General features: G+C 62.3%; 13 protein-coding genes. 6 read left to right on the top strand and 7 right to left on the bottom strand.

Annotated features, from left to right (window positions below; translation table 11 throughout):
* The first annotated feature begins 320 nt into the window (after positions 1 to 320).
* On the top strand, positions 321 to 1,082 hold the full coding sequence (locus JNO50_RS06485) for an N-acetylmuramoyl-L-alanine amidase (protein ID WP_189531105.1): 762 nt from the start codon (positions 321 to 323) through the stop codon (positions 1,080 to 1,082).
* A 168-nt stretch (positions 1,083 to 1,250) separates the two neighbouring features.
* Here JNO50_RS06485 and acnB read toward each other — a convergent pair whose 3' ends face one another.
* Positions 1,251 to 3,836, bottom strand: a complete 2,586-nt coding sequence (gene acnB / locus JNO50_RS06480) for a bifunctional aconitate hydratase 2/2-methylisocitrate dehydratase (protein ID WP_189531107.1) — start codon at positions 3,834 to 3,836, stop codon at positions 1,251 to 1,253.
* Between the two features lie 308 nt (positions 3,837 to 4,144).
* On the opposite strand from acnB, the gene JNO50_RS06475 reads away from it, so the two are divergent.
* From JNO50_RS06475 to JNO50_RS06465, 3 genes are all read left to right on the top strand, one after another.
* On the top strand, positions 4,145 to 5,149 hold the full coding sequence (locus tag JNO50_RS06475; protein WP_189531109.1) for a class 1 fructose-bisphosphatase: 1,005 nt from the start codon (positions 4,145 to 4,147) through the stop codon (positions 5,147 to 5,149).
* 73 nt (positions 5,150 to 5,222) lie between these two features.
* Positions 5,223 to 6,017, top strand: a complete 795-nt coding sequence (locus JNO50_RS06470; RefSeq protein ID WP_189531111.1) for a response regulator transcription factor — start codon at positions 5,223 to 5,225, stop codon at positions 6,015 to 6,017.
* Between the two features lie 363 nt (positions 6,018 to 6,380).
* Complete coding sequence (locus JNO50_RS06465; RefSeq protein WP_373298293.1) at positions 6,381 to 7,694, top strand: DEAD/DEAH box helicase; 1,314 nt, start codon at positions 6,381 to 6,383, stop codon at positions 7,692 to 7,694.
* A gap of 63 nt (positions 7,695 to 7,757) precedes the next feature.
* On the opposite strand, the gene JNO50_RS06460 is transcribed toward JNO50_RS06465, so the two are convergent.
* From JNO50_RS06460 to JNO50_RS06445, 4 genes are all read right to left on the bottom strand, one after another.
* Complete coding sequence (locus tag JNO50_RS06460) at positions 7,758 to 8,195, bottom strand: GNAT family N-acetyltransferase (RefSeq protein WP_189531115.1); 438 nt, start codon at positions 8,193 to 8,195, stop codon at positions 7,758 to 7,760.
* 174 nt (positions 8,196 to 8,369) lie between these two features.
* Positions 8,370 to 9,380: a pyridoxal phosphate-dependent aminotransferase gene (locus tag JNO50_RS06455; protein WP_189531117.1), complete on the bottom strand. Its 1,011-nt coding sequence runs from the start codon at positions 9,378 to 9,380 to the stop codon at positions 8,370 to 8,372.
* A gap of 132 nt (positions 9,381 to 9,512) precedes the next feature.
* Positions 9,513 to 10,523, bottom strand: coding sequence for a hypothetical protein (locus JNO50_RS06450; protein WP_189531119.1), 1,011 nt, complete (start codon positions 10,521 to 10,523; stop codon positions 9,513 to 9,515).
* A 26-nt stretch (positions 10,524 to 10,549) separates the two neighbouring features.
* Positions 10,550 to 11,278 (bottom strand): pseudouridine synthase, encoded by a 729-nt coding sequence (locus JNO50_RS06445; RefSeq protein ID WP_189531121.1) that lies wholly within the window; start codon positions 11,276 to 11,278, stop codon positions 10,550 to 10,552.
* Positions 11,279 to 11,635: 357 nt separating this feature from the next.
* Between JNO50_RS06445 and JNO50_RS06440 the strand changes: the two genes are divergently transcribed.
* Complete coding sequence (locus JNO50_RS06440; protein WP_189531122.1) at positions 11,636 to 12,388, top strand: response regulator; 753 nt, start codon at positions 11,636 to 11,638, stop codon at positions 12,386 to 12,388.
* 15 nt (positions 12,389 to 12,403) lie between these two features.
* Positions 12,404 to 16,657, top strand: a complete 4,254-nt coding sequence (locus JNO50_RS06435) for an ATP-binding protein (RefSeq protein ID WP_189531125.1) — start codon at positions 12,404 to 12,406, stop codon at positions 16,655 to 16,657.
* Between the two features lie 51 nt (positions 16,658 to 16,708).
* On the opposite strand, the gene speA is transcribed toward JNO50_RS06435, so the two are convergent.
* Both speA and JNO50_RS06425 read right to left on the bottom strand, forming a co-directional pair.
* Entirely contained in the window at positions 16,709 to 18,589 is a 1,881-nt protein-coding gene (gene speA / locus JNO50_RS06430) for an arginine decarboxylase (RefSeq protein ID WP_189531127.1), read from the bottom strand.
* A gap of 256 nt (positions 18,590 to 18,845) precedes the next feature.
* Positions 18,846 to 20,627, bottom strand: coding sequence for a GGDEF domain-containing protein (locus JNO50_RS06425; protein WP_189531129.1), 1,782 nt, complete (start codon positions 20,625 to 20,627; stop codon positions 18,846 to 18,848).
* Between the last annotated feature and the right edge of the window lie 161 nt (positions 20,628 to 20,788).

The raw sequence follows: 20,788 nt of genomic DNA, 5'->3' as shown, positions 1-20,788 counted from the left end.
AGAAAAGCATGAGGAAAAACATCCGCGCCGTGACTGCGGCGACGGGTTTAGCTCGACTTGGCATTGTAACCCGTTTTACCCCACGATCGCATCGCCGCTTGTCCGGCCGTTTTAGCGAAAGAAGAATCTTTCCCCTCCCCCGCACCGCTTCGCCGTGTCTGGCGCACCGATAAAACTGCCGGCGATGGCGGAAGCGCCTGTTTTTCGTCGGTAACCGCAATGCCGCAGAACCGGTCAGGGCCATCTTCCGTCCATGCAGCACCCGGACGCGGTTAACCACTGCCGGGGATCTTCACCGAAACCAGCTCAGGAGGCATGCAATGTCCTCAAGCAAAATCAATTACACGGCTTATCGCACAACTACCGGTTACGGTAAACGCGTGCGCTTTTTGGTGCTGCACTATACGGCGATGGATTTTGCCGCATCGACCGTCACACTGACCCGGCAGCAAGTCGGCGCCCATTACCTCATTCCCGCCCTGTCCGATACCACATACCGGGATGCGGGCTTCACCACTGCGCAAATCTTCAATCTTGTCGACGAAGCGGATCGCGCCTGGCACGCGGGAGTCAGCCACTGGGCCGGCCGGGACAATCTCAACGACACCTCCATTGGCATCGAAATCGTCAATCTGGCGCGCGACGAGAGGGGCTCCATCACGTTTCCGGACTATGAGGACGAGCAAATCGCGCTGCTCAAGGATCTGCTCGGCAATATCCTGATGCGCTACCCGGACATCTCGCCGAAAAACATCGTGGGCCATGCCGATATCGCCTACACCCGGAAAAGCGACCCAGGTCCGAAATTCCCCTGGCAGGCACTCCATCAGTCCGGCATCGGCGCGTGGTATGACTCAAGCGTCAAGGAAGACTTCCGCGCGCGTTTCGCAACGACACTTCCCGACCGCAGCGAGATCGTCAACGCATTCAAGCGCTACGGCTACCTCTCGCCGGCGAACGATGGCGACTACCGCAAACTGGTCAGGGCCTTTCAAATGCATTTCCGCCCCTCCGGTTACGACGGGACAATGGACGCCGAAACCTGCGCCATCCTGTACGCGCTCAATGCCCGTTATGCCTGACGAGTGAGGCCTGCCGCTCGGCGCCCGTCGAGCGGGTGGCCGCACAAACAAAACACCCCGAAGTCCGGACAGGCGTCCGTTTTTCGGGGTGTTTCATTGGCCGCTCTCGCGCTTCGGGAATCGGGGTTTCCGCGCCCCCGGCGCCTCAGCCGACAGAGGACTCCGTCATCACGCCTTGACCGCGCCGGCTTCCTTCGCGTAGTCCTCGATCTGGTCGAAGTTCATGTAGCGGTAAACTTCGCCGGCCTTCTCGTTGATGATGCCGATATTGGCGCGATACTCCTCGACAGTCGGGATCTTGCCGAGCTTCGAGCAGATCGCGGCCAGCTCCGCCGAACCGAGGTACACGAAAGTGTTCTTGCCCAGACGGTTAGGGAAGTTGCGGGTCGAGGTCGACATCACGGTCGCGCCTTCACGCACCTGCGCCTGGTTACCCATGCACAGCGAGCAACCCGGCATTTCCATGCGGGCGCCGGCGCGGCCGAGGATGCCGTAGTAGCCTTCCTCGGTCAGTTGTTTGGCGTCCATCTTGGTCGGCGGGGCCACCCACAGCTTGACGGGGATATCGGCCTTGCCTTCCAGCAACTTGCCCGCCGCGCGGAAATGACCGATGTTCGTCATGCACGAACCGATGAACACTTCGTCGATCCTGGTGCCGGCCACTTCGGACATGAACTTCACGTCGTCCGGGTCATTGGGGCAAGCCACGATCGGCTCCTTGACGTCCGCCAGATCGATTTCAATCACGGCAGCGTACTCGGCATCGGCATCGGCCTTCAGGAGCTCACCGTTCGCGATCCACTCCTCCATCGCCTTGATGCGGCGTTCCAGGGTGCGGGCATCCTGGTAACCGTCGGCGATCATCACTTTCATCAAGGTGATATTGGAGCGCATGTACTCGACGATCGGCGCCTTGTTCAGGTGCACCGCGCAGCCGGCGGCGGAACGCTCGGCGGACGCGTCGGTCAGTTCGAAGGCCTGCTCGACTTTCAGGTCCGGCAGACCTTCGATTTCGAGGATGCGGCCGGAGAAGATGTTCTTCTTGCCGGCCTTGGCCACGGTCAGCAGCCCCTGCTTGATGGCGTAAAGCGGGATGGCGTTGACCAGATCGCGCAACGTCACGCCCGGCTGCAGTTCGCCCTTGAAGCGCACCAGCACGGACTCTGGCATGTCAAGGGGCATCACACCGGTCGCGGCAGCGAAAGCCACGAGGCCGGAACCGGCCGGGAAGGAAATGCCGATCGGGAAGCGGGTGTGGGAATCGCCGCCGGTGCCCACGGTGTCGGGCAGCAAGAGACGGTTCAGCCAGCTGTGGATCACGCCATCGCCTGGGCGCAGCGAAACGCCGCCACGGGTCGCGATGAAGGCCGGCAGTTCCTTGTGCATTTTCACGTCGACCGGCTTGGGATACGCGGCCGTGTGACAGAAGGACTGCATCACCAGATCGGCGGAGAAGCCGAGGCATGCCAGATCCTTCAGTTCGTCGCGGGTCATCGGGCCGGTCGTGTCCTGGGACCCCACCGTGGTCATTTTCGGTTCGCAGTAGGTTCCCGGACGCACACCGCGGCCTTCGGGCAGGCCACAGGCGCGGCCGACCATCTTCTGGGCGAGCGTGAAGCCCTTGCCGGAATCGGCCGGGGACTTGGGCAGGCGGAACTCGGTGGACGCGGGAAGGCCCAGCGCTTCGCGGGCCTTGCCGGTCAGGCCGCGGCCGATGATCAGGTTGATGCGGCCGCCGGCGCGGACTTCATCGAACAGCACATCGGACTTGAGCTTGAAGGTCGAAACGGTTTCGCCGTTCTTGACGATCTTGCCTTCATACGGATAGATGTCGACCACATCGCCCATGTTCAGGGCGCTCACGTCGACTTCGATCGGCAGCGCGCCCGAGTCTTCCTGGGTATTGAAGAAAATCGGCGCGATCTTGCCGCCAAGGCACACACCGCCAAAGCGCTTGTTCGGTACGTAGGGAATGTCCTCGCCGGTGTGCCAGATCACCGAGTTGGTGGCGGACTTGCGGGAGGAGCCCGTGCCGACCACGTCGCCAACATAGGCGACAAGATGGCCGCGGGCCTTCAATTCCTCGATCAGGCGGATCGGGCCGACGGAACCGGCATTGTCCGGCACGATGCCCTCGCGCGGGTTCTTCAGCATGGCCAGCGCGTGCAGCGGAATGTCGGGGCGCGACCAGGCGTCGGGCGCGGGCGACAGATCGTCGGTGTTGGTTTCGCCGGACACCTTGAAGACGGTGACGGTGATCTTGTCGGCGACGGCCGGGCGCGAGGTGAACCATTCGGCATTGGCCCAGGATTCGACCACTTCGCGCGCGACCGCGTTGCCCTTGTCCATCTTTTCCTTCACGTCATGGAAGGCATCGAACATCAGCAGGGTTTTTTTCAGGCCGGCCGCGGCGATGGGCGCCACAGCGGCGTCGTCGAGCAGGTCGATCAACGGCTTGATGTTGTAACCGCCAAGCATGGTGCCGAGCAATTCGGTGGCCTTCTCGCGGGACACCAGCGGCGAAGCGACCTGCCCTTCGGCCACGGCGGCAAGGAAGGAGGCCTTGACCTTGGCCGCATCGTCCACTCCGGGCGGCACGCGATGGGTGATCAGGTCGACCAGGAACGCTTCTTCGCCCTTTGGCGGGTTCTTCAGGAGTTCGACAAGGTCTTCGGTTTGTTTGGCATTCAGCGGAAGGGGGGGGACACCGAGCGCTGCGCGCTCGGCGACATGCTGACGATAGGCTTCTAGCACGGCTTCATCCTCTCTGTATCTTGGACGTTGGTAGTTCGTTCTGGCCACGCTTCCCGAGAGGGCGGGAAGGCGCAAGATCAGGAAATTTCGGTCTCTCTGCCTCTCCCATTCTACTTCGATGCGAATGCGATGGGAAGAATTTTGACCGCATCGCAGCATGACAGTTTACGCCAACGTCAACACCCGCCAGACCCGTAGTTTGACGGGCGCAAGGCATACCGTATCCGGACCGACCCCGTTCCGGTATAATGGCCCCGTTGCGGCCTGGCCCGGTCGGGCCGGCCTTTCTCCGTCTTCCCGAGGACCCCATGAGCCGAATCACCCTTTCCCGCTTCCTCATCGAGGAACAGCGCAAAGGCGGCAGCCTGCCGCCCCAGCTGCGTCTTTTGATCGAAACCGTCGGACGCGCCTGCAAGGCCATCAGCTACTCCGTGAACAAGGGCGCGCTGGCCGGCGTGCTCGGGGAGGCCGGAACCGGCAACATCCAGGGCGAAGCCCAGAAAAAACTCGACGTGATCGCCAACGATTACCTGCTCGACGCCAACGAGTGGGGCGGCAGTCTGGCGGCGATGGCGTCCGAAGAAATGGAGCTGCCGTATCACATTCCGGGCGAATACCCGAAGGGTGACTACCTTCTGCTTTTCGATCCGCTGGACGGGTCGTCGAACATCGACGTGAACATTTCCGTGGGCACCATCTTTTCCGTGCTGCGCTGCCCGGAAGGCACCGAGCACGCCTCCGAAGAGAGCTTCCTGCAGCCCGGCACCCGCCAGGTCGCCGCGGGCTACACGGTCTACGGTCCGCAGACCATGCTGGTGCTGACCTGGGGCGCCGGCGTGCACGGTTTCACCCTGGATCGCGAAACCGGCAGCTTCGTCCTCACCCACCGCGACATGCGCGTTCCCGAACGCACCGGCGAATTCGCCATCAACATGTCCAACTGGCGCCACTGGGAACCCCCGGTCAAACGCTACGTGGAAGAAATGCTCGCCGGCAGCACCGGCCCGCGGGGACGCGATTTCAACATGCGCTGGGTTGCCTCCATGGTCGCCGAAGTGCATCGCATCATCACGCGGGGCGGCATTTTCATGTACCCGCGCGATGCCCGCGAACCGGAAAAGAAAGGCAAGCTGCGCCTGATGTACGAAGGCAATCCGATGGCCTTCATCATCGAGCAGGCCGGCGGCATGGCGACCAACGGACGCGAGCGCATCATGGCCATCCAGCCCGAAGCCCTGCACGAACGCGTCGCCGTGTTCCTCGGCTCGAAAGAGGAAGTGGAAATCGTCACCCGCTACCACCAGGACGCGTGATTTCCGTAGTCTCCCCGGGATAGCTGGGCTACACTGCCAACTGTAGCCCCGTTCCCTTTTTGCGAGACATGCCATGCTGGAACTGCCCCATCTGATCGTCGCGCTGGTCGAACCGTCCGGCGTGCAGGCGAACATCATCCGCCAATCCCTTGCGGAACTGGGCATCGACCAGATACTCCAGTGCAGTTCCGGCTCCGACCTCCTCGACGCGCTGGCCCGCGGCCCGGCCGATGTGGTGATCAGCGCCTTTTACCTCGACGACATGACCGGCACCGATCTGGTCTTGCGGCTGCGCGCCAGCGACGACACGGCCGAGCTGCCCTTCATCCTGGTTTCCAGCGAAACCAACCCCGACTATATCGACCCGGTGCGCCAGGCGGGCACCATGGCGATCCTGCCCAAGCCCTTTTCGACCCGGCAAATGGAAAAGGCGCTGCGCAACACGCTGGATTTCCTCAACGCCGAGGACGATCAGGAAACGGATATCGACTTCGCGGAACTGGCCGTGCTCATCGTCGACGACAGCCTCACCGCGCGGCGTCACATCCGCACCGTGCTCGAGCGCATCGGCTTCGAACGTATCACCGAGGCCTACAATGGCCGCGACGCGATCACCCACCTGGAAAACACCCTGTTCGACCTGGTGGTCACCGATTACAACATGCCGCAGATGGACGGCCGGGCCCTCACCGAATTCATCCGCTCGCAAAGCATGCAAAGCTCGGTACCGATCCTGATGGTGTCGAGCGAAGCGGATTCGAACAAGCTTGCCGCGGTTCAGGATGCCGGCGTTTCGGCGATCTGCAACAAGCCGTTCGAAACCGACGTGGTGCGCAATCTGGTGAAGCAGTTCATCCGCTCCCACTGAGGCGCCCCGGCGCCCCGCCGGAAAATCCATGATAAGTAAACATGCCAAACACCTGTCACAAGACGGCGACAAATCATGGACTTACCCGCCCTGTTTGCAGTTTTCTCTTGCCAACCGGTTTGAATTACCGTAGTATTGCGCCCTCTAAAGTTTTTGACCGCTGTCGTGCCGCTTCTCGGCACAAGCCCAGTTTCATCGTCCCTGACCTTATTTCAGGCTTCGTCCACGGAAAACCTTCGTACGGACCGCTGTTCGCCGCTTGCCTGGTTGGTGCCGATGAGTCAGCCGATCCATTGACGGGATCGCAAAAACCACCGCCTACAACCAGGCCAATGTGACGCCGGAATCCTCCGGAACGAAAGGATATTAATGCTGTTTTCCGATCTGGGACTCGCGCCCGCCATTACCCGTGCCCTCGAAGAAACCGGCTACACCAGCCCCACCCCCGTACAGGGCGAAAGCATCCCTGCGGCGCTGGCTGGCAGCGATCTTCTGGTCTCCGCCCAGACCGGCAGCGGCAAAACGGCCGCCTTCCTGTTGCCCGCCCTGCAAAAGCTGACCGTGCGCTCCCAGGGCAGCGGCATCGGCCCGCGCGTTCTGGTGCTGACCCCGACGCGAGAACTCGCCCAGCAAGTGGAAAAGAACGCCCTCGAGTACGGCAAGAATCTGCGCTGGCTGCGCACCGCCTGCCTCGTCGGCGGCGCCTCGTTCGGCTTCCAGACCCGCGCGCTGTCCCGCCCGGTCGATCTGATGGTCGCCACTCCTGGCCGCCTGATGGATCACATGCGTCAGGGCCGCGTCGACTTCTCCCGTCTCGAAATGCTGGTGCTCGACGAAGCTGACCGCATGCTGGACATGGGATTCATCGAAGATATCGAAACCATCGTTGCCGCCACTCCGGCCGAACGCCAGACCGTGCTGTTCTCCGCGACGCTCGACGGCAATGTGGGCCGTCTTGCCCAGACCCTGACCCGCGATCCGAAGCGCATCGAAATCGCACGCGTTGATGACGGCGGCAAGATCGAGGAACACCTGCTCTACGCCGACGACCAGCGTCACAAGGATCGCCTGCTCGAGCACATTCTGAAGGAAGCCGGCTTCGACCAGGCGGTGATCTTCACCGCCACCAAGATCGGCTCCGAAGAACTGGCCGACAAGTTGTCGGACCTCGGCTACTCGGCCGCCTGCCTGCACGGCGACATGCCGCAAAGCTGGCGTAACCGCACACTGAACGACCTGCGCCGCGGACGCATCCGCGTGCTGGTCGCCACCGACGTCGCCGCGCGCGGCATCGACGTGCCGACCATCACCCACGTGGTCAACTACGACCTGCCCAAGCAGGCCGAGGACTATGTGCACCGCATCGGCCGTACCGGCCGCGCCGGCCGCGACGGCATCGCCATCACCCTGGCCGAGACCCGCGAGTTCCATCGCGTACGCCGCATCGAGCAGTACCTGAAGCGCCAGATCACCGAAGGCGTGATCGACGGCATGGAGCCGACGCGCCGTCCGCCCAAGGGTGGCCAGCGCCGTCACAACGGCAAGCCCGGCGGACACAGCGGCCAGCGCCGTCACGGACAAGGCCAGGGCTACGGCTCCGACCGCAAGCCCGGCAGCGGCTACGCCAAGCGCGCGCCGCGCAGCGCCAACACCAGCTCCCGCGCACCGCGCGACTGAGCGTGATACCGACCCCCGCCCCGGCGGGGGTTTTTCTTTGTCCCGCCACGGCGAACCGCGCGGTCAGCCCTGGCAGGAAGGCGCGTAGATATCGGGGAAATACCGCTCCATCAGGGTGTCCGGACGCGCCGGGGACGTGAAGCCGAACTTCTCGTACAACCCCCGCGACGTCGAGGTGGCCAGAGTGAAACGGCGCAAGCCCTGCAAATCGGGATGCGCCAGCACCGCGCCCATGAGCGCGCGGCTGATGCCGCGGCCGCGCCATTGGGGTAGCACAAACACATCGACCAGGTTCGCGAAGGTCGCGCGATCCGAGATCACGCGGGCAAACCCCACCTGCCCGCCATCCAGGTAGGCGCCAAAACAAAGCGAATGGGCGATGGCCCGCTCCACTCTGTCGCGCCCGATATTCCTCGACCAGGTCGATTCCTCCGCCAAAAAACGGTGGATCAAAGCGATGTCCAGTTCGGCATTGTCGGTACTGATACGCAATCGGTTCATCCGGGCATCCTTCCGAAGTCGCAAGCGCAGGGCGATCATTTGGCATCACTATACCTGCGCCACGGCTCCCCTCAAAGAAAACCCGCCCCGCACCGATCCACCTGGCCGTTAACTCGCGTCATGCCGCCCCTTTGGGGGCAAAAGCCGGAAAAAACGGGGGAATGCGGGAGAGGATTAGGACAAGGCGGAACGGCAACGGTCCAGCACCTCCAGATAGCGTCCCGCTGTCTCGATCGTCGACGCGCCAACCCGGGCCCAGCCATCCATTCCCCCTATGCGGCGAACCGAGGGCCAGCCGGCATCCGTCAATGCGCCGGCCAGGCGCTCCTCGGGAACCTCCAGCCGGTGCAACAGGAAATTGAGCCCGCAATCGCGCACCTCCGCCTGCATCGCGCTCAGGCGCTCCCCCAGGAAATCCCGCACGACACGGACAAACAGCCGGCTTTGCGACAGCCACTCCGGGTTATCGAGCGCATCCAGACAAGCCGCCAGGGCGGGCAGGCTGATCGGGTAAGGCCGCATCCGGCGGGCGCAGGCCCCCACCAGAGCGCTGTCGCCCAGTCCATAGCCGGCCCGGACTCCGGCAAGCCCGTAGGCATGCGAAAAGGAACGCAACACCAGCATGCCGGCCATTCCTTCGCGCACCAGCGACACCATCGACAGGGCGTCATGGCCGTCGTAAAACTCGATATAGCTTTCGTCCACGATCGTCACGGCCCGCCCGGCCTGCGCCCGCAGCCAGGCCGCCAGCTCATCAGAATCATGGCAACCGCCGCCGAGACTATCGGGATACGGCAGATACACGATCGGCGCATCATCCTGGCCGCAGACGGCCCGGGCCAGACTATCCAGCGACGGCTGCCAGCCATCCGCCTCTCTGACTCGCTCCACGGACAGCCCGCTTGCATTGACCAGCGTCTCGACATGAGGCGGCAGCAAAGCCGGGCAGATCAGGCGGGAGTGACCGGACACGAGCGTCGACAGGGCCATGCCCAGCACGTCCGACGAACCGGCTCCGGGCAGCACGCACCGGGCAGGCAGACGCAGATGCGCCGCCAATCGATGCCGCAGCGCGTCGGCAGCGCCGTCGGGAAAGGCATGCAGGCAGGAAACCTCTCGCAGGACGGCACTGCGCGCCGAAGGGGAAAGGCCAAGGGGGTTTTCAGTCAGGTCAACAAGCAACATATCCGCAGCACCCGGTCAGATAATCGATCACGGGTACCATGTTGGCAGAAATGCAACGCGTTCCGGGGCGAGGGGAACACGAATGCAAACAAGGCTACAGGAGAATAGTCGGAATCTTAGGCCCCATTACGTTCAGGATGACAGCGCCGCCTCGCCGCCGAATCCCTGACGCAGTTCGAGCAAGGCGGAGCGCGTAATCGTGACCGGCACCACGGCCCGGCAAAACGGCTCGCCATGGCCCAGCATGACTTCTTCAAGATCGATGCGGGTGATGTCGCTCCCTTCCGCCCCGTCCGGCTGGAGCACTCCCATGCGGTCGAGCGCGAGCCGCGCCGGGCGCAGCCGGAAATAATCGTCGGGATGCTCGAGAATATGACGCACGGTCTGGAGCACTCCCGGCAGTTCGGTCATGCGCTTGATCAGGGTAAGCCGCTTTTGTGTATCGCGGCGCAAGACTTCCAGGGCGTGCCGGCTGTCGGGCAAGGGGCGGCAGCCGGAAGGCAACCCCTGAGTGATACTGTTGGCAGGATGGGCAAGCGTCGCCAGCTTCATGTCGATATGCATGAGCTCGCTTTCCAGCTCGGTCTTCACCCGGCCTTCGTTGGCCAGATGGCGGCTCGCCACGGCCAGCAGCACTTCCAGGCCGCGTCCGGGCAAGGCCGCGAGCAAGGCGTCGCGCGACGGACTGGCCAGCACGATCCGGTGCCGGTCGAAGCTGACCACCGTCTGCGCCACATCGTTGACCACCTCGCCGTTGCGCTCTTCGCGGCCGAAGCGCTGCTTTTCGGTGCGCTGCATCAACAACAAGGCGTGAGCCTCGTCGCCCAGGCTTGGCGACGAGAAAAAATCCGAGAGCGACCCGGAGTGTTCGAGCGCCGACAGAAGACTCGCCGGCGAAGAAAAAAACAACCCGAGGCGACGGTCCGTGGTGAAACTGCGCAAGGACAGGGGAAGCGGTTCGCCAAGCCGCCCTCCCAGCGCCGCGCAGAACGCAAGGCTGGTTCCAGCGCCCTTGCCCAACGCGCGTTCATACCCGGATAAAAGGCGCAACCGCGGATCGGTGCGATCCACGATCTTGTCGAGCACGGCCGGATCGGGCCGCTTTCCCGTCCCGTACAACCAGTGCGCGAGCCATCCGAACATGTCAGCGCTCCCCTGTGGTCCGCCGGTCAGAAGACTTCGTCATCGCGCAGATAACGCCACTGCCCCGGCGGCAGATTGCCGAGCATCACCTTGCCGATGCGCACGCGCTTGAGTCCCGTCACCGTCAGTCCGACCTGTTCGCACATGCGCCGGATCTGGCGTTTTTTACCCTGGCGCAGGATGAAGCGCAGCTGATCGTCGTTCTGCCATACCACCTTGGCAGGACGCAGAGCCTCGCCGTCCAGCGACAGTCCGTGATTGAGCAGAGCCAGTCCGTCCGGAATCATCTGCCCGGAAACCCGCACCAGATACTCCTTTTCCACCTGGGAGTTTTCTCCGATCAGGCGTTTGGCCACCACGCCATCCTGGGTCAGCACCAGCAAGCCCACCGAATCGATGTCCAGACGGCCGGCCGGAGCCAACCCCTTCAGATGGGCCGGGGAGAATTTCTGCGATGCGCGATCCTCGATCCAGCGGCTGCTGCCGGTGATCAGCGCGACGGCGGGCGGGTAGCCTTTCTCCGGCTGCCCGGACACATACCCCACCGGTTTGTTGAGCAAAATGGTCACGCGCGACGATTGGGCCTCGCGGGCCTGGCGATCCAGTTCGATGCGCTGTTCGGGCGTGACTTTCTGCCCCAGCACGGCGACTTCTCCGTCGACCTTGACCCAACCTTTTTCAATATAGCTGTCCGCTTCGCGCCGCGAGCAAATGCCCAGCTCGGCCAGACGCTTGGACAAGCGTACTGCTTCCATACCTGTTCCTGAAACGAGAAAGGCGGCCGTGCCACCAGGGGAGAGCCGCCAACATTGATCTGATACCGACATTATGAACTACTCCCGCGGATTGGGTAAGCCAATACCGCGCGAGTTTCACGCCCTGACGCGGTAGCGCCGTCCGTCGAAGACGACGCCTCCTCACACCCCTACTCGTGCGTTTATCAGGAAAAACAGTGGAAACCAGGCCCGGCGAGGCATGGATTTAAACATCTTCCGACAAATGACTTGCCTCATGGCTTTTTCCTGAAAATCGTTCAACATATGACGACACCGATTGTCAGGCGTGTCACAACACGCTATTCATTAATTAAGCCCCACCACAGGGAGTCGGAGATGAGTGTTGACTTCTCGACCATCCGTATTTTGATCGTCGACGACCAGCAACTGGTCAGGACGCTGGTCAGCCAGGCCCTCAAAGCCATGGGATTCCGCGGGGACAACATTTCCCAGGCCGCCGACGGGCAGACCGCGTTGCGCGTGCTGGATATCCGCCAAGTCGATCTGGTGCTGTGCGATGTGCAGATGAGCCGCATGAGCGGGGTCGATCTGCTCAAGGAAGTGCGCTGCGGACGTACCAGTAATCCGGGCACGCTTCCCTTCGTTTTCCTTTCCGGTCATCCGGAAAAACAAACCATTGTCACCGCCGCGAAATTTTTTGCCGACGGTTTCATCGTCAAACCCCCCACGCCGGCCAATATCGAAAAAACCATTGATGGAGCGATGGGCAGACCGCGGCCCGAAATGGATCTCTTCGCCTTTTACCATATTGCAACAGGCACACCTTACGACAAGGTCGAATTTCCGATGGCCTATGTCAACATCGCATCGGAACAAATTGCCCTCGAAGACGCGGGTGAAGAGCGCTCGCTGGCCCAGGTGCGACCCGGCGCCATCCTCGCCCGGCCCCTGATGAGCGGCACGGGAATCCTCATTCTGCCCAAGGGCGCGCGTCTTACCCAACCGCAAATTCATGCATTGCGGGAATTCCAGGATCGTTATGGGGTGCACAAAGTCCATGTCGAGCCGCCCCCGGCCGAAGCGGATGCGGCGGCGGACGCCCCGGCGGATCCACTGGTCAACCAGTGACGGACGGAGACAGCCATGAAATCGCTCGGCCAGCACTCACGCGCCACCACCATGCGGCGCACCGTGGTCGTTCTGGTCATCACCTTGCTGATTCTACAGTTGGCGGCATTCGGAAGACTGACCCTCTCCTCCTGGACGCACTACCGGCAATCCAGCGATCTGATGACGCTCAACGAGGTGGTGCGCGACTATCTGAACGCCGCCGACAATCTGGACAAGGAAAGGGCGCTGACTCTGACACTGCTCTCCCGGACATCGGAGCCCGACCCGCTGGAAATCCGCCGCCTGAAGAGCTGGCGCGAGCAAACGGAGCAATCGCTGGCCCGGGCACAGGCTGGCGGCAGGGAGCTGACCCGCATTTCCAACCCCGCCATGCAAGCGCGCATCGCCGACGCCCATGAGCAGTTGCTGCGCATGCGCCGGGAAGTCGATCTGTATCTTGCCCACCGTCCGCACGCGCCGGATCAGTCCCTCGCGTATGCCACCACCCTCGCCCAGGCCCGGGAGCTGGACAGCATCAGCGATTACGTGATCGATATGTCGCGCAAACTGCAAATCACCGACGAGCCGACGATCAACCAACTGACCAATGTCAAAGTGGATCTGTGGCTGGTGCGCCGCTCCATCTCCAATCAGGCCGCCGGCCTTGTCTCGCGCGCCGAACTGGAAAGACCGCTCAACAGCTCCGCGGAAATGGATATCATGCGCAGCCGCGAGCAAGGCAATGCCTACATGGAGAAGCTCAATAGCGAGGCACGGCAGCTTCATGCGCCGGAATTGACACCGGCGCTGCAGGACATGACCCGCATGCTCGACCGTGTGGAGTCCCTGTCGCAAACCCAGCTTGGCGAGCTCAAGCAAATCCGGCCATTAACCCTGTCGGGCGATGCGGCCCGCCAGGAACTGGAGACGGATCTTGCGCTGATCAGCGACACGGCGATGAAAGTGGCGGACCGGGCCGAAGCGGCGATCGGCGCGCACCGGGATGACGTACTCCGGCAACTCGTCAAGGACATCGGTCTTGGCGCTCTCTCGCTGGCCTTGAGCCTGTCGCTGCTATGGCTTATCAAAAACCGGGTACTCAAACCGCTGCGCGCCCTCGAGGCCATCCAGGACGCGGCGTCTGAGGCCATCCTGATCATCGACGGGCAGTCGCGCATCATCATGGCCAATCAGGGAGCCCAGCGGCTGTTCAATATTCCGCACGAGCAGCTGCTGGACCGGCATGTCGATACCCTGATCAGCCTCGACCCATCGCACGACGGCAATCCGGACTGGCACACCTACCCGTTCAGCGAAATGGTCGACATGAAAGGCGAAGTCATTCCCGAGCATCGGCCCCGCTTTTACATGCGGGCGTCGATCGCGCCGCTGAATCTTCGCAATCTGCCCAATACCGCGCTGGTGACGATCCGGGACGATCACCAGCGGCGCCTTGCCGAGCAGGCCAACGAGCGCAGTCTCAACCTGATGGCGGCGATAGCGAATGTCGAAGAATCGATCTTTTTGCGCATCGAACCGGTCTCGACGCTCTTCGCCCTGTTCACCGTGCTGGTCGACTATCTGTACAGCCAGAATGGCGTACTGTTCCAGATGGACGAAGCAACGGACCGCCTGTCCATTCTGTGTCTTCAGGGCGACAGCGCCGACATCCCGGTGGATTCCTTGCAGACCATGATCGCCGAGCGCCTGCCCGGCCTTTCCCCCAAGGAAAAACGCTTCCACCTGAACGACGAATGGGTGGCGGTGCCGATCCGGCTCGGTGCCTCCATCATCGCGCTGGCATGCCTGAAAAACCCCGCGCTGGAACATCTGTCGTCGGTGCTCGAACCCTGGTCGGCCGCTTATGGTGGCATCATGACATTCCTGGAGGGAGAAGAACTGCGCCAGGAAAGCGATCTGCAAATGCGCCAGGCGGTGCACGAACAACAGTTGATTTTCAGCGCATCGCCGGTCGGACTGCTACAAATCACCGACCAATTCGCCATTACCCGCTCGAACCTCGCGGCGGAACGCATCTTCGCCGTCAGCGAGCCGGGCCTGCCTGGCCGGCATCTGTTCGAGCTGATCAGTGACGAGGAAGGGTGCGCCCAATTGGCCGGATTGCTCGAGGCGGAAGCGGCCAATGGCGAACCGGGCAGCTGCGAAGTGCAGTGCCTGACCGAGGATGGACGACGCATCTGGGTCATGTTCGAATTGCGCAGCCTGCAGGACGACGGGGGGCAAAGCGGCGCCATCGTCGCCTGCATCGACACCACGGCGCGCAAGCATGACGAAATCGCGCTGCGCGAAGCGCGCGATGAAGCCGCGGAAGCGCGCTACCAGATGATCACCGCCATCGAATCGATTTCCGAAGGTTTTGTCTTTTACGACATGAACGACAAGCTGGTGCTGTGCAACCAGCGCTACGCGGACGTGGTGCAGCCCGGCATCAAGGCCGCCGAACTCATCGGCTGCAATTTCGCCGATATTGTGGCGATGGCGGTCAGAAACGGCGAATTCAGCGAAGGATTCGACACCGAGGAATGGATCCGGGAGCGTGTCCGGCGTCACCACTCCTTCGAAAGTGTTTTTCAGTTGCAGGTCGCCGGGCGCTGGTATCAGGCCACCGACCGGCTGATCATCGGTCTGGGTTATGTCGGCGTGTTCACCGACATTACCGACTTCAAGGACCGCGAGCAGCAACTGGAAAACGCCCGCAATCTTGCCGACAGCGCCAACCGCGCCAAGAGCGCCTTTCTCGCGGCGATGAGCCACGAAATCCGCACGCCGATGAACGGCGTGCTGGGCATGCTGGAGCTCTTGACGCTCAGCCCGCTGGACGGCGAGCAAAAAGACACGGTCTCGACCATCCAGGAATCGGCGCGTTCCCTCTTGCGTCTGATCGACGATATTCTGGACTTCTCCAAGATCGAGGCGGGCAAACTCGACCTGAACATGGAAGCGGCATCGCTCAGGGAGATCGGCACGAGCGTCCACGATCTGTACCGTGAAGTCGCCTCGCGCAAAAACCTGTGGTTCAACAGCTGGGTCGATCCGGGCGTCGCCGAAGCGGTCTGGATCGATCCCTTGCGGATCCGCCAGATCCTCCACAACTTCCTGAGCAATGCGATCAAATTCACCCAGGCCGGGTCCGTGGAGCTGTCCATCTCCGTGCAGGATCAGGATACGCGCCGGCAGAGCCTGCGCTTTGCCATATCGGACACCGGCATCGGCATCTCGCGGGAAAACATGGCGCACCTGATGCAGCCGTTCACCCAGGCCGAGTCGGACACCACGCGCCGCTTCGGAGGGACGGGGCTGGGACTCGCCATCTGCAAACGGCTGGCGGAAATGATGGGAGGATCGATCCATCTGGAGAGCGAACCCGGGCACGGCACGACGGCGATTCTGGAACTGACCGTCGAAAAAGCCGACCCGGCGCTATTACCGCGCAAAGATACCGGCACGGCATCGAGTCTGCCCTCGCACGCACTGGCGCAGCGCGCTATCGCGCCCATTCTGTTCGTCGAGGACAATGCCACCAACCGCAAGCTGACCATGAAGCAGCTGGGTCTGCTCGGACTGCCCTTCGTGGTCGCCGAAGACGGTCAGGAAGCGCTGGAGCGGTGGAAGGAAGGCAACTATTCGATGGTGCTGACCGACTGCCACATGCCCTATATGGACGGCTATCAGTTGGCGGAGGCCATCCGCCGCGACGAGCAGGAAAACCGCGCGGCGCGCGAAGTGCCGATCGTCGCCTGCACCGCCAATGCGGCGCGCGAGGAAGCCGAGCGTTCCTTCGCGGCGGGCATGAACGATATTCTGACCAAGCCGCTGGGGCTTGAAGCGCTGCGCGCCATGGTCGACAAGTGGCTGGGCGATGCGCCGGAAATCGCGCAGGACGCCACGGCAGAGGAGATGGAGGCGCCGCAGCCACAGGCCGGCGGCGAGGGAGGTATCATCGACCGCAGTGTGCTGGCGGTGTACAGCAACGGGGATCTGTCCATCGAGTGCGAGATCATCGACGATTTTCTGTCGAGCAACGAAGAGGACATGACCGAACTTCGGCAGGCCGTGGCCGATGCCCAGCCCGAGCGCATCGCCTGGTTCGCCCACCGTATCAAGGGCGCGAGCCGGATGGTCGGCGCCATGGCGATCGGGCTGATCGCCGAAACCCTGGAAAAGCACGGCAAGGCGGGAAACGCCGATGTCGCGGAAACGCTGGCCGGGCTGGAGGCGGAACTTGAACGCGTGGCAGGCTGGAGCGCGGAATGCCGCGCGGCGTGAGCAACAGAAAAAAGGGCCGGCATATGCCGGCCCCGTTCCTTGCCCCGACGATCACACGGCAAGGTAGGACGATTGCTTCAAACCACGGGTGAATTCGGCAAGGAAGCTTTCGCGCTCCTCGTCGGCGAGACCGGCTTCCCGGGTCTTTTCCTCATAGCGCGACACCAGCTCTTCCGGCGACAGGTGCACGTAGCGCAGCATGTCTTCGATGGTGTCGTGCTCTTCGATGCCGGCGAACTCCAGACGGCCACCCTCGCGGACATACACGTTCACCGAGTCGGTGTCGCCGAACAGGTTGTGCATGTCGCCCAGGATTTCCTGGTAGGCCCCGACGAGGAATACCGCGATCAGGTATTGTTCGCCCTCGGAGATTTCATGCACCGGCAGGCTCGACTCGATGCTCTGCTGGTCCACATAGTGCTTGACCTTGCCGTCCGAATCGCAGGTCAGATCCTGCAGCACGGCGCGGCGCGTCGGCTGTTCGCGCAGACGGTGCAGCGGCATGATCGGCAGCACCTGATCGATGGCCCAGGTGTCCGGCAGGCTCTGGAACACCGAGAAATTGCAGAAGTACTTGTCGGCGAGCTTGTCGGTCAGCTCGTCGAACATCTGGCGCTGCGAGCGCTGCGACGCTTGCAGGCAGCGGTGCAGACGACGGCACAGGGCGGCGTGCACCTGTTCGGCCAGCGCCTTTTCCTTCAGCGAGACACGGCCTTCCGCATAGAGTTCGGAAACATCCGACACCAGCTGCGTGGCGCGGTAATACGTCTCCGTGAAGGTCTCTTCATTATCGTGCGACGCCAGATCGATCAGCTTGCGCACCGGGCGCGACAGGCCGGCCGCGTCATCGATGCGCGGCATGGTATCGGGCAGACGCTCGACATCGGTGACGTTCATGATCAGGACGGCGTGGTGGGCCGTCATCGCGCGCCCGGACTCCGACATGATGCGAGGATGCGGAATGCCGTTCTGATCGCAGAATTCGCTCAGCATCGTCACGATGGTCTGCGCGTATTCGTCCATGTCGTAGTTGATCGACGAGGAATTGCGCGAATGCGTGCCGTCATAATCGACGCCCAGACCGCCCCCGACATCGATATGATCCAGCGGCATGCCAAGCTTGCGCAATTCGCCGAAGTAGCGGATCGCCTCGCGGAAACCCGCGCGGTAGTCGCTCAGATTGGCGATCTGCGAACCCATGTGGAAATGCAGCAGACGCACACACTGCGCGAGTCCGGCGGCGGCGAGCTTGTCGGTGGCCGAAATCAGCTGCGCGGCCGACAGGCCGAACTTGCCCTTCTCCCCGCCGGTATCGGCCCATTTGGACGATGCCAGCGACGACAGGCGCACGCGCATGCCCACTTTCGGCTCGACGCCGAGCTTCTTGGACTCCTGGATCACCAAGTCCACCTCGGACTCTTTCTCGATCACAATGAAGACATTGTGGCCAAGACGCTGGGCGATCAGGGCGAGGCGGATGAAATCGCGGTCCTTGTAGCCGTTGCAGACGATCGTGCCGCCGCGCGGCGACAAGGCGAGCACCGCCATCAGCTCCGGCTTGGAGCCGGCCTCAAGGCCGATGGACACATCGGAGGTGGCGATGATGCTCTTGACCACGGCTTCTTGCTGGTTGACCTTGATCGGGTAGAGCGCGGTGTAGCGGTTGCCGTAGCCGGCCTGATCGATGGCCTTGTCGAAAGCCCGGCACAGGCTGGTGACGCGGTCCTGGAGAATGTCGGGGAAGCGGACCAGCAAGGGCAGATCCAGCCCTTTCCCGCCCAGTTCCTCCACCAGTTGATGAAGATTGATTTCCCGGTCCGAGCGCACATTCGGGCGTACGGTGATGCAACCGTTGCCGCCGATGTCGAAGTAACCCGCCCCCCAGTTCCGGATACCGTACAGGTTCCGGCTGTCAGCCACAGTCCAGGCCATGAGTGTTTCCTCGTTCGAAACAAATGGAGAACCCGCTCCTTAGTGCACGGCTTTCAGGCTTGGAAGCTTTTATGTGGGCCCGGGATGTCGGAGCGATGCGAATTGTCAGGCCGCCACGCGGGGCCGGCCCAAGCGGGACGGCGGTGCGTGCGGCGAAGCGAGGGCGGATTGTAACAACATCACACCAGATCACAAGCAAAAAATTTTGTGACCCGCATTAGAAAAACTTAATGGTTGAACCCGCCGCCCTACCCTATTACGCGCGCCGTTCGACGAAGATCGCGCTGCCGGCCATTTTCTTGGCCATTTTCTTGGCATCGGCCATCGCCGCGGCCACTTCGTGGTAGGAACGGTAGCGTCCCGGACGCACGCACAACACGCCGACCGATACCGATGTCAGCGGAAAAAACATCAACTCGCCGCGACGGTCGAGAATCTCGAAACCGTTGGCGGCCAGATGCCGCGGTTCGAAATACTCGCGCACAGCCAGATCGAACCGCGCGGTCAGAGTGTCCAGGCGGTTTTTCCAGTCGGCGCTTTGCAGCAACAACACAAAATCGTCGCCGCCGACATGACCGACAAAATCCCGATCCGGATCGGCCAGATCCACCAGGATATCCCCGACAAGCTCGATCAGCTCGTCCCCGGCCGCATAGCCGTACAGGTCGTTGAACGGCTTGAAATTGTCCAGATCGGCGTACGCCGCCACGAACGGCAACTCGGCCTCCAAAAGCCGGTCGATGGTTTCGTTGATCGGCACGCTGCCGGGCAGCCCGGTCAGCGGATTGGCATAGCGCGCGGCCGAAATCTGCAATTCGTTGATCTTGCGCATCAGGTCGAAACCGGTACCCATCCCGAGGTAACGCCCCTGCCCGGTGATGATGAAACCGTCGGTCAGATACTTGCGCCCCGATGACACCACCAGGCTGGACAGATCGTGGATGTTCATCTCCGCGTTGACCACCAGCGGGTGCTTTTCCATCATGACGCGGCAGCTTTTCTTGCCATACAGTTCGCGATTGAACGGCCGGGCGAAACTCTCCAGAAAATGCTGGCGCCGCAACAGTCCCACCGGCACTCCGTTTTCCAGCACGGGGATGGCGAACAGATCCGGATCATTGGCGAAATGCTGATAGGCGGTTTCGTTATTGTCGGTCAGCGTCAGGGCGGTCGCCTCGATCAGCAGGTCGCCGGCCACCGGCGCCTGGCGGATGGGACTGCGGCTGCGGTTGCCGGTCCAGACCACGCCGTCGATCGAGGCTTGCAATTCAAGGGCCGGAACCGCGAGCGGCCGGCCGATCAGGTAACCCTGGCCGTAGCTGACGCCAAGATTGCGCAAGGTGCGCAATTCGGCCGGCGACTCGATGCCTTCGGCCACCAGCATCGCGCCGGACTCGCGCGCGATGTCCACCATGGAGCGGACAAATTGCTCCTTGAGCGGATCGTGCTGGATGTTTTGCACGAAATGCTTGTCCAGTTTGACCAGATCCGGGCGCAACTCCGACCACAGGCGCAGATTGGAAAATCCTTCGCCAAGATCGTCCAGCGCGATGCGAAACCCGCTGTCCCGGTAGTGGCGTGTCGCCTCCCTGAGCGCAAGATAGCTGCAATTGGGATGCGTCTCGGTCAGCTCGATGATGATGCGCTCCGCCGGCAATCCGATCCGCGCAAGAAACCCGAGTGTTTCGCCGGGACGGTGGTCGGGGGCGAGCAGCGTCTCGGGATTGATGTTGAGAAACAAAAGGCCCGGCAATGCCAGCTCGGCGAACCGTTCGGTGGTCACGCGCCGGCAGGTCCGGTCCAGCGCGACGCCAAGCCCGCAGCGGGCCGCATGCTCGAACAGGCTGACAGGAGAATGCAGCGCCGAGTCAGACGGCCCGCGTATCAGTCCCTCGAAACCGAGCACCGTCCCGGTCTGCAGATCCACGATGGGCTGAAACACCGGCTGCAAGCGTCGCTCGCCGATAATGCGTTCGAGGTCGAGGCAGGGCGAGGCGCCGCTGCGCGCGGGAAGGACGTCGACCGTTAGTGCTTCCATGAATACCCGATACCATCCGCGATAAAGACGGAAAAAATACTCCCATTTCATGACATATTTATGTAATGAGCAGGTGTTGTTACAGGGAAAGCCATATTCGATGACATTGGCAATACACCCGACTCCGCCCTACACTTAAGCGTGTACACTCGATTTTCCTT

It is taken from the genome of Paludibacterium paludis (assembly GCF_018802605.1).
In the GTDB taxonomy this organism is placed as follows: domain Bacteria; phylum Pseudomonadota; class Gammaproteobacteria; order Burkholderiales; family Chromobacteriaceae; genus Paludibacterium; species Paludibacterium paludis.
Note: the sequence above shows the minus strand (reverse complement) of the source record. Positions and strands in the feature narration are given on the sequence as shown.

Excerpts from the sequence above, each read along its gene's own strand:
- JNO50_RS06440 (WP_189531122.1), top strand. The coding sequence starts at position 11,636 with ATGAGTGTTGACTTCTCGACCATCCGTATTTTGATCGTCGACGACCAG.
- JNO50_RS06475 (WP_189531109.1), top strand. The coding sequence starts at position 4,145 with ATGAGCCGAATCACCCTTTCCCGCTTCCTCATCGAGGAACAGCGCAAA.
- JNO50_RS06445 (WP_189531121.1), bottom strand. The coding sequence starts at position 11,278 with ATGGAAGCAGTACGCTTGTCCAAGCGTCTGGCCGAGCTGGGCATTTGC.
- JNO50_RS06470 (WP_189531111.1), top strand. The coding sequence starts at position 5,223 with ATGCTGGAACTGCCCCATCTGATCGTCGCGCTGGTCGAACCGTCCGGC.
- JNO50_RS06450 (WP_189531119.1), bottom strand. The coding sequence starts at position 10,523 with ATGTTCGGATGGCTCGCGCACTGGTTGTACGGGACGGGAAAGCGGCCC.
- JNO50_RS06460 (WP_189531115.1), bottom strand. The coding sequence starts at position 8,195 with ATGAACCGATTGCGTATCAGTACCGACAATGCCGAACTGGACATCGCT.
- speA (WP_189531127.1), bottom strand. The coding sequence starts at position 18,589 with ATGGCCTGGACTGTGGCTGACAGCCGGAACCTGTACGGTATCCGGAAC.
- JNO50_RS06455 (WP_189531117.1), bottom strand. The coding sequence starts at position 9,380 with ATGTTGCTTGTTGACCTGACTGAAAACCCCCTTGGCCTTTCCCCTTCG.
- JNO50_RS06485 (WP_189531105.1), top strand. The coding sequence starts at position 321 with ATGTCCTCAAGCAAAATCAATTACACGGCTTATCGCACAACTACCGGT.
- JNO50_RS06425 (WP_189531129.1), bottom strand. The coding sequence starts at position 20,627 with ATGGAAGCACTAACGGTCGACGTCCTTCCCGCGCGCAGCGGCGCCTCG.
- JNO50_RS06435 (WP_189531125.1), top strand. The coding sequence starts at position 12,404 with ATGAAATCGCTCGGCCAGCACTCACGCGCCACCACCATGCGGCGCACC.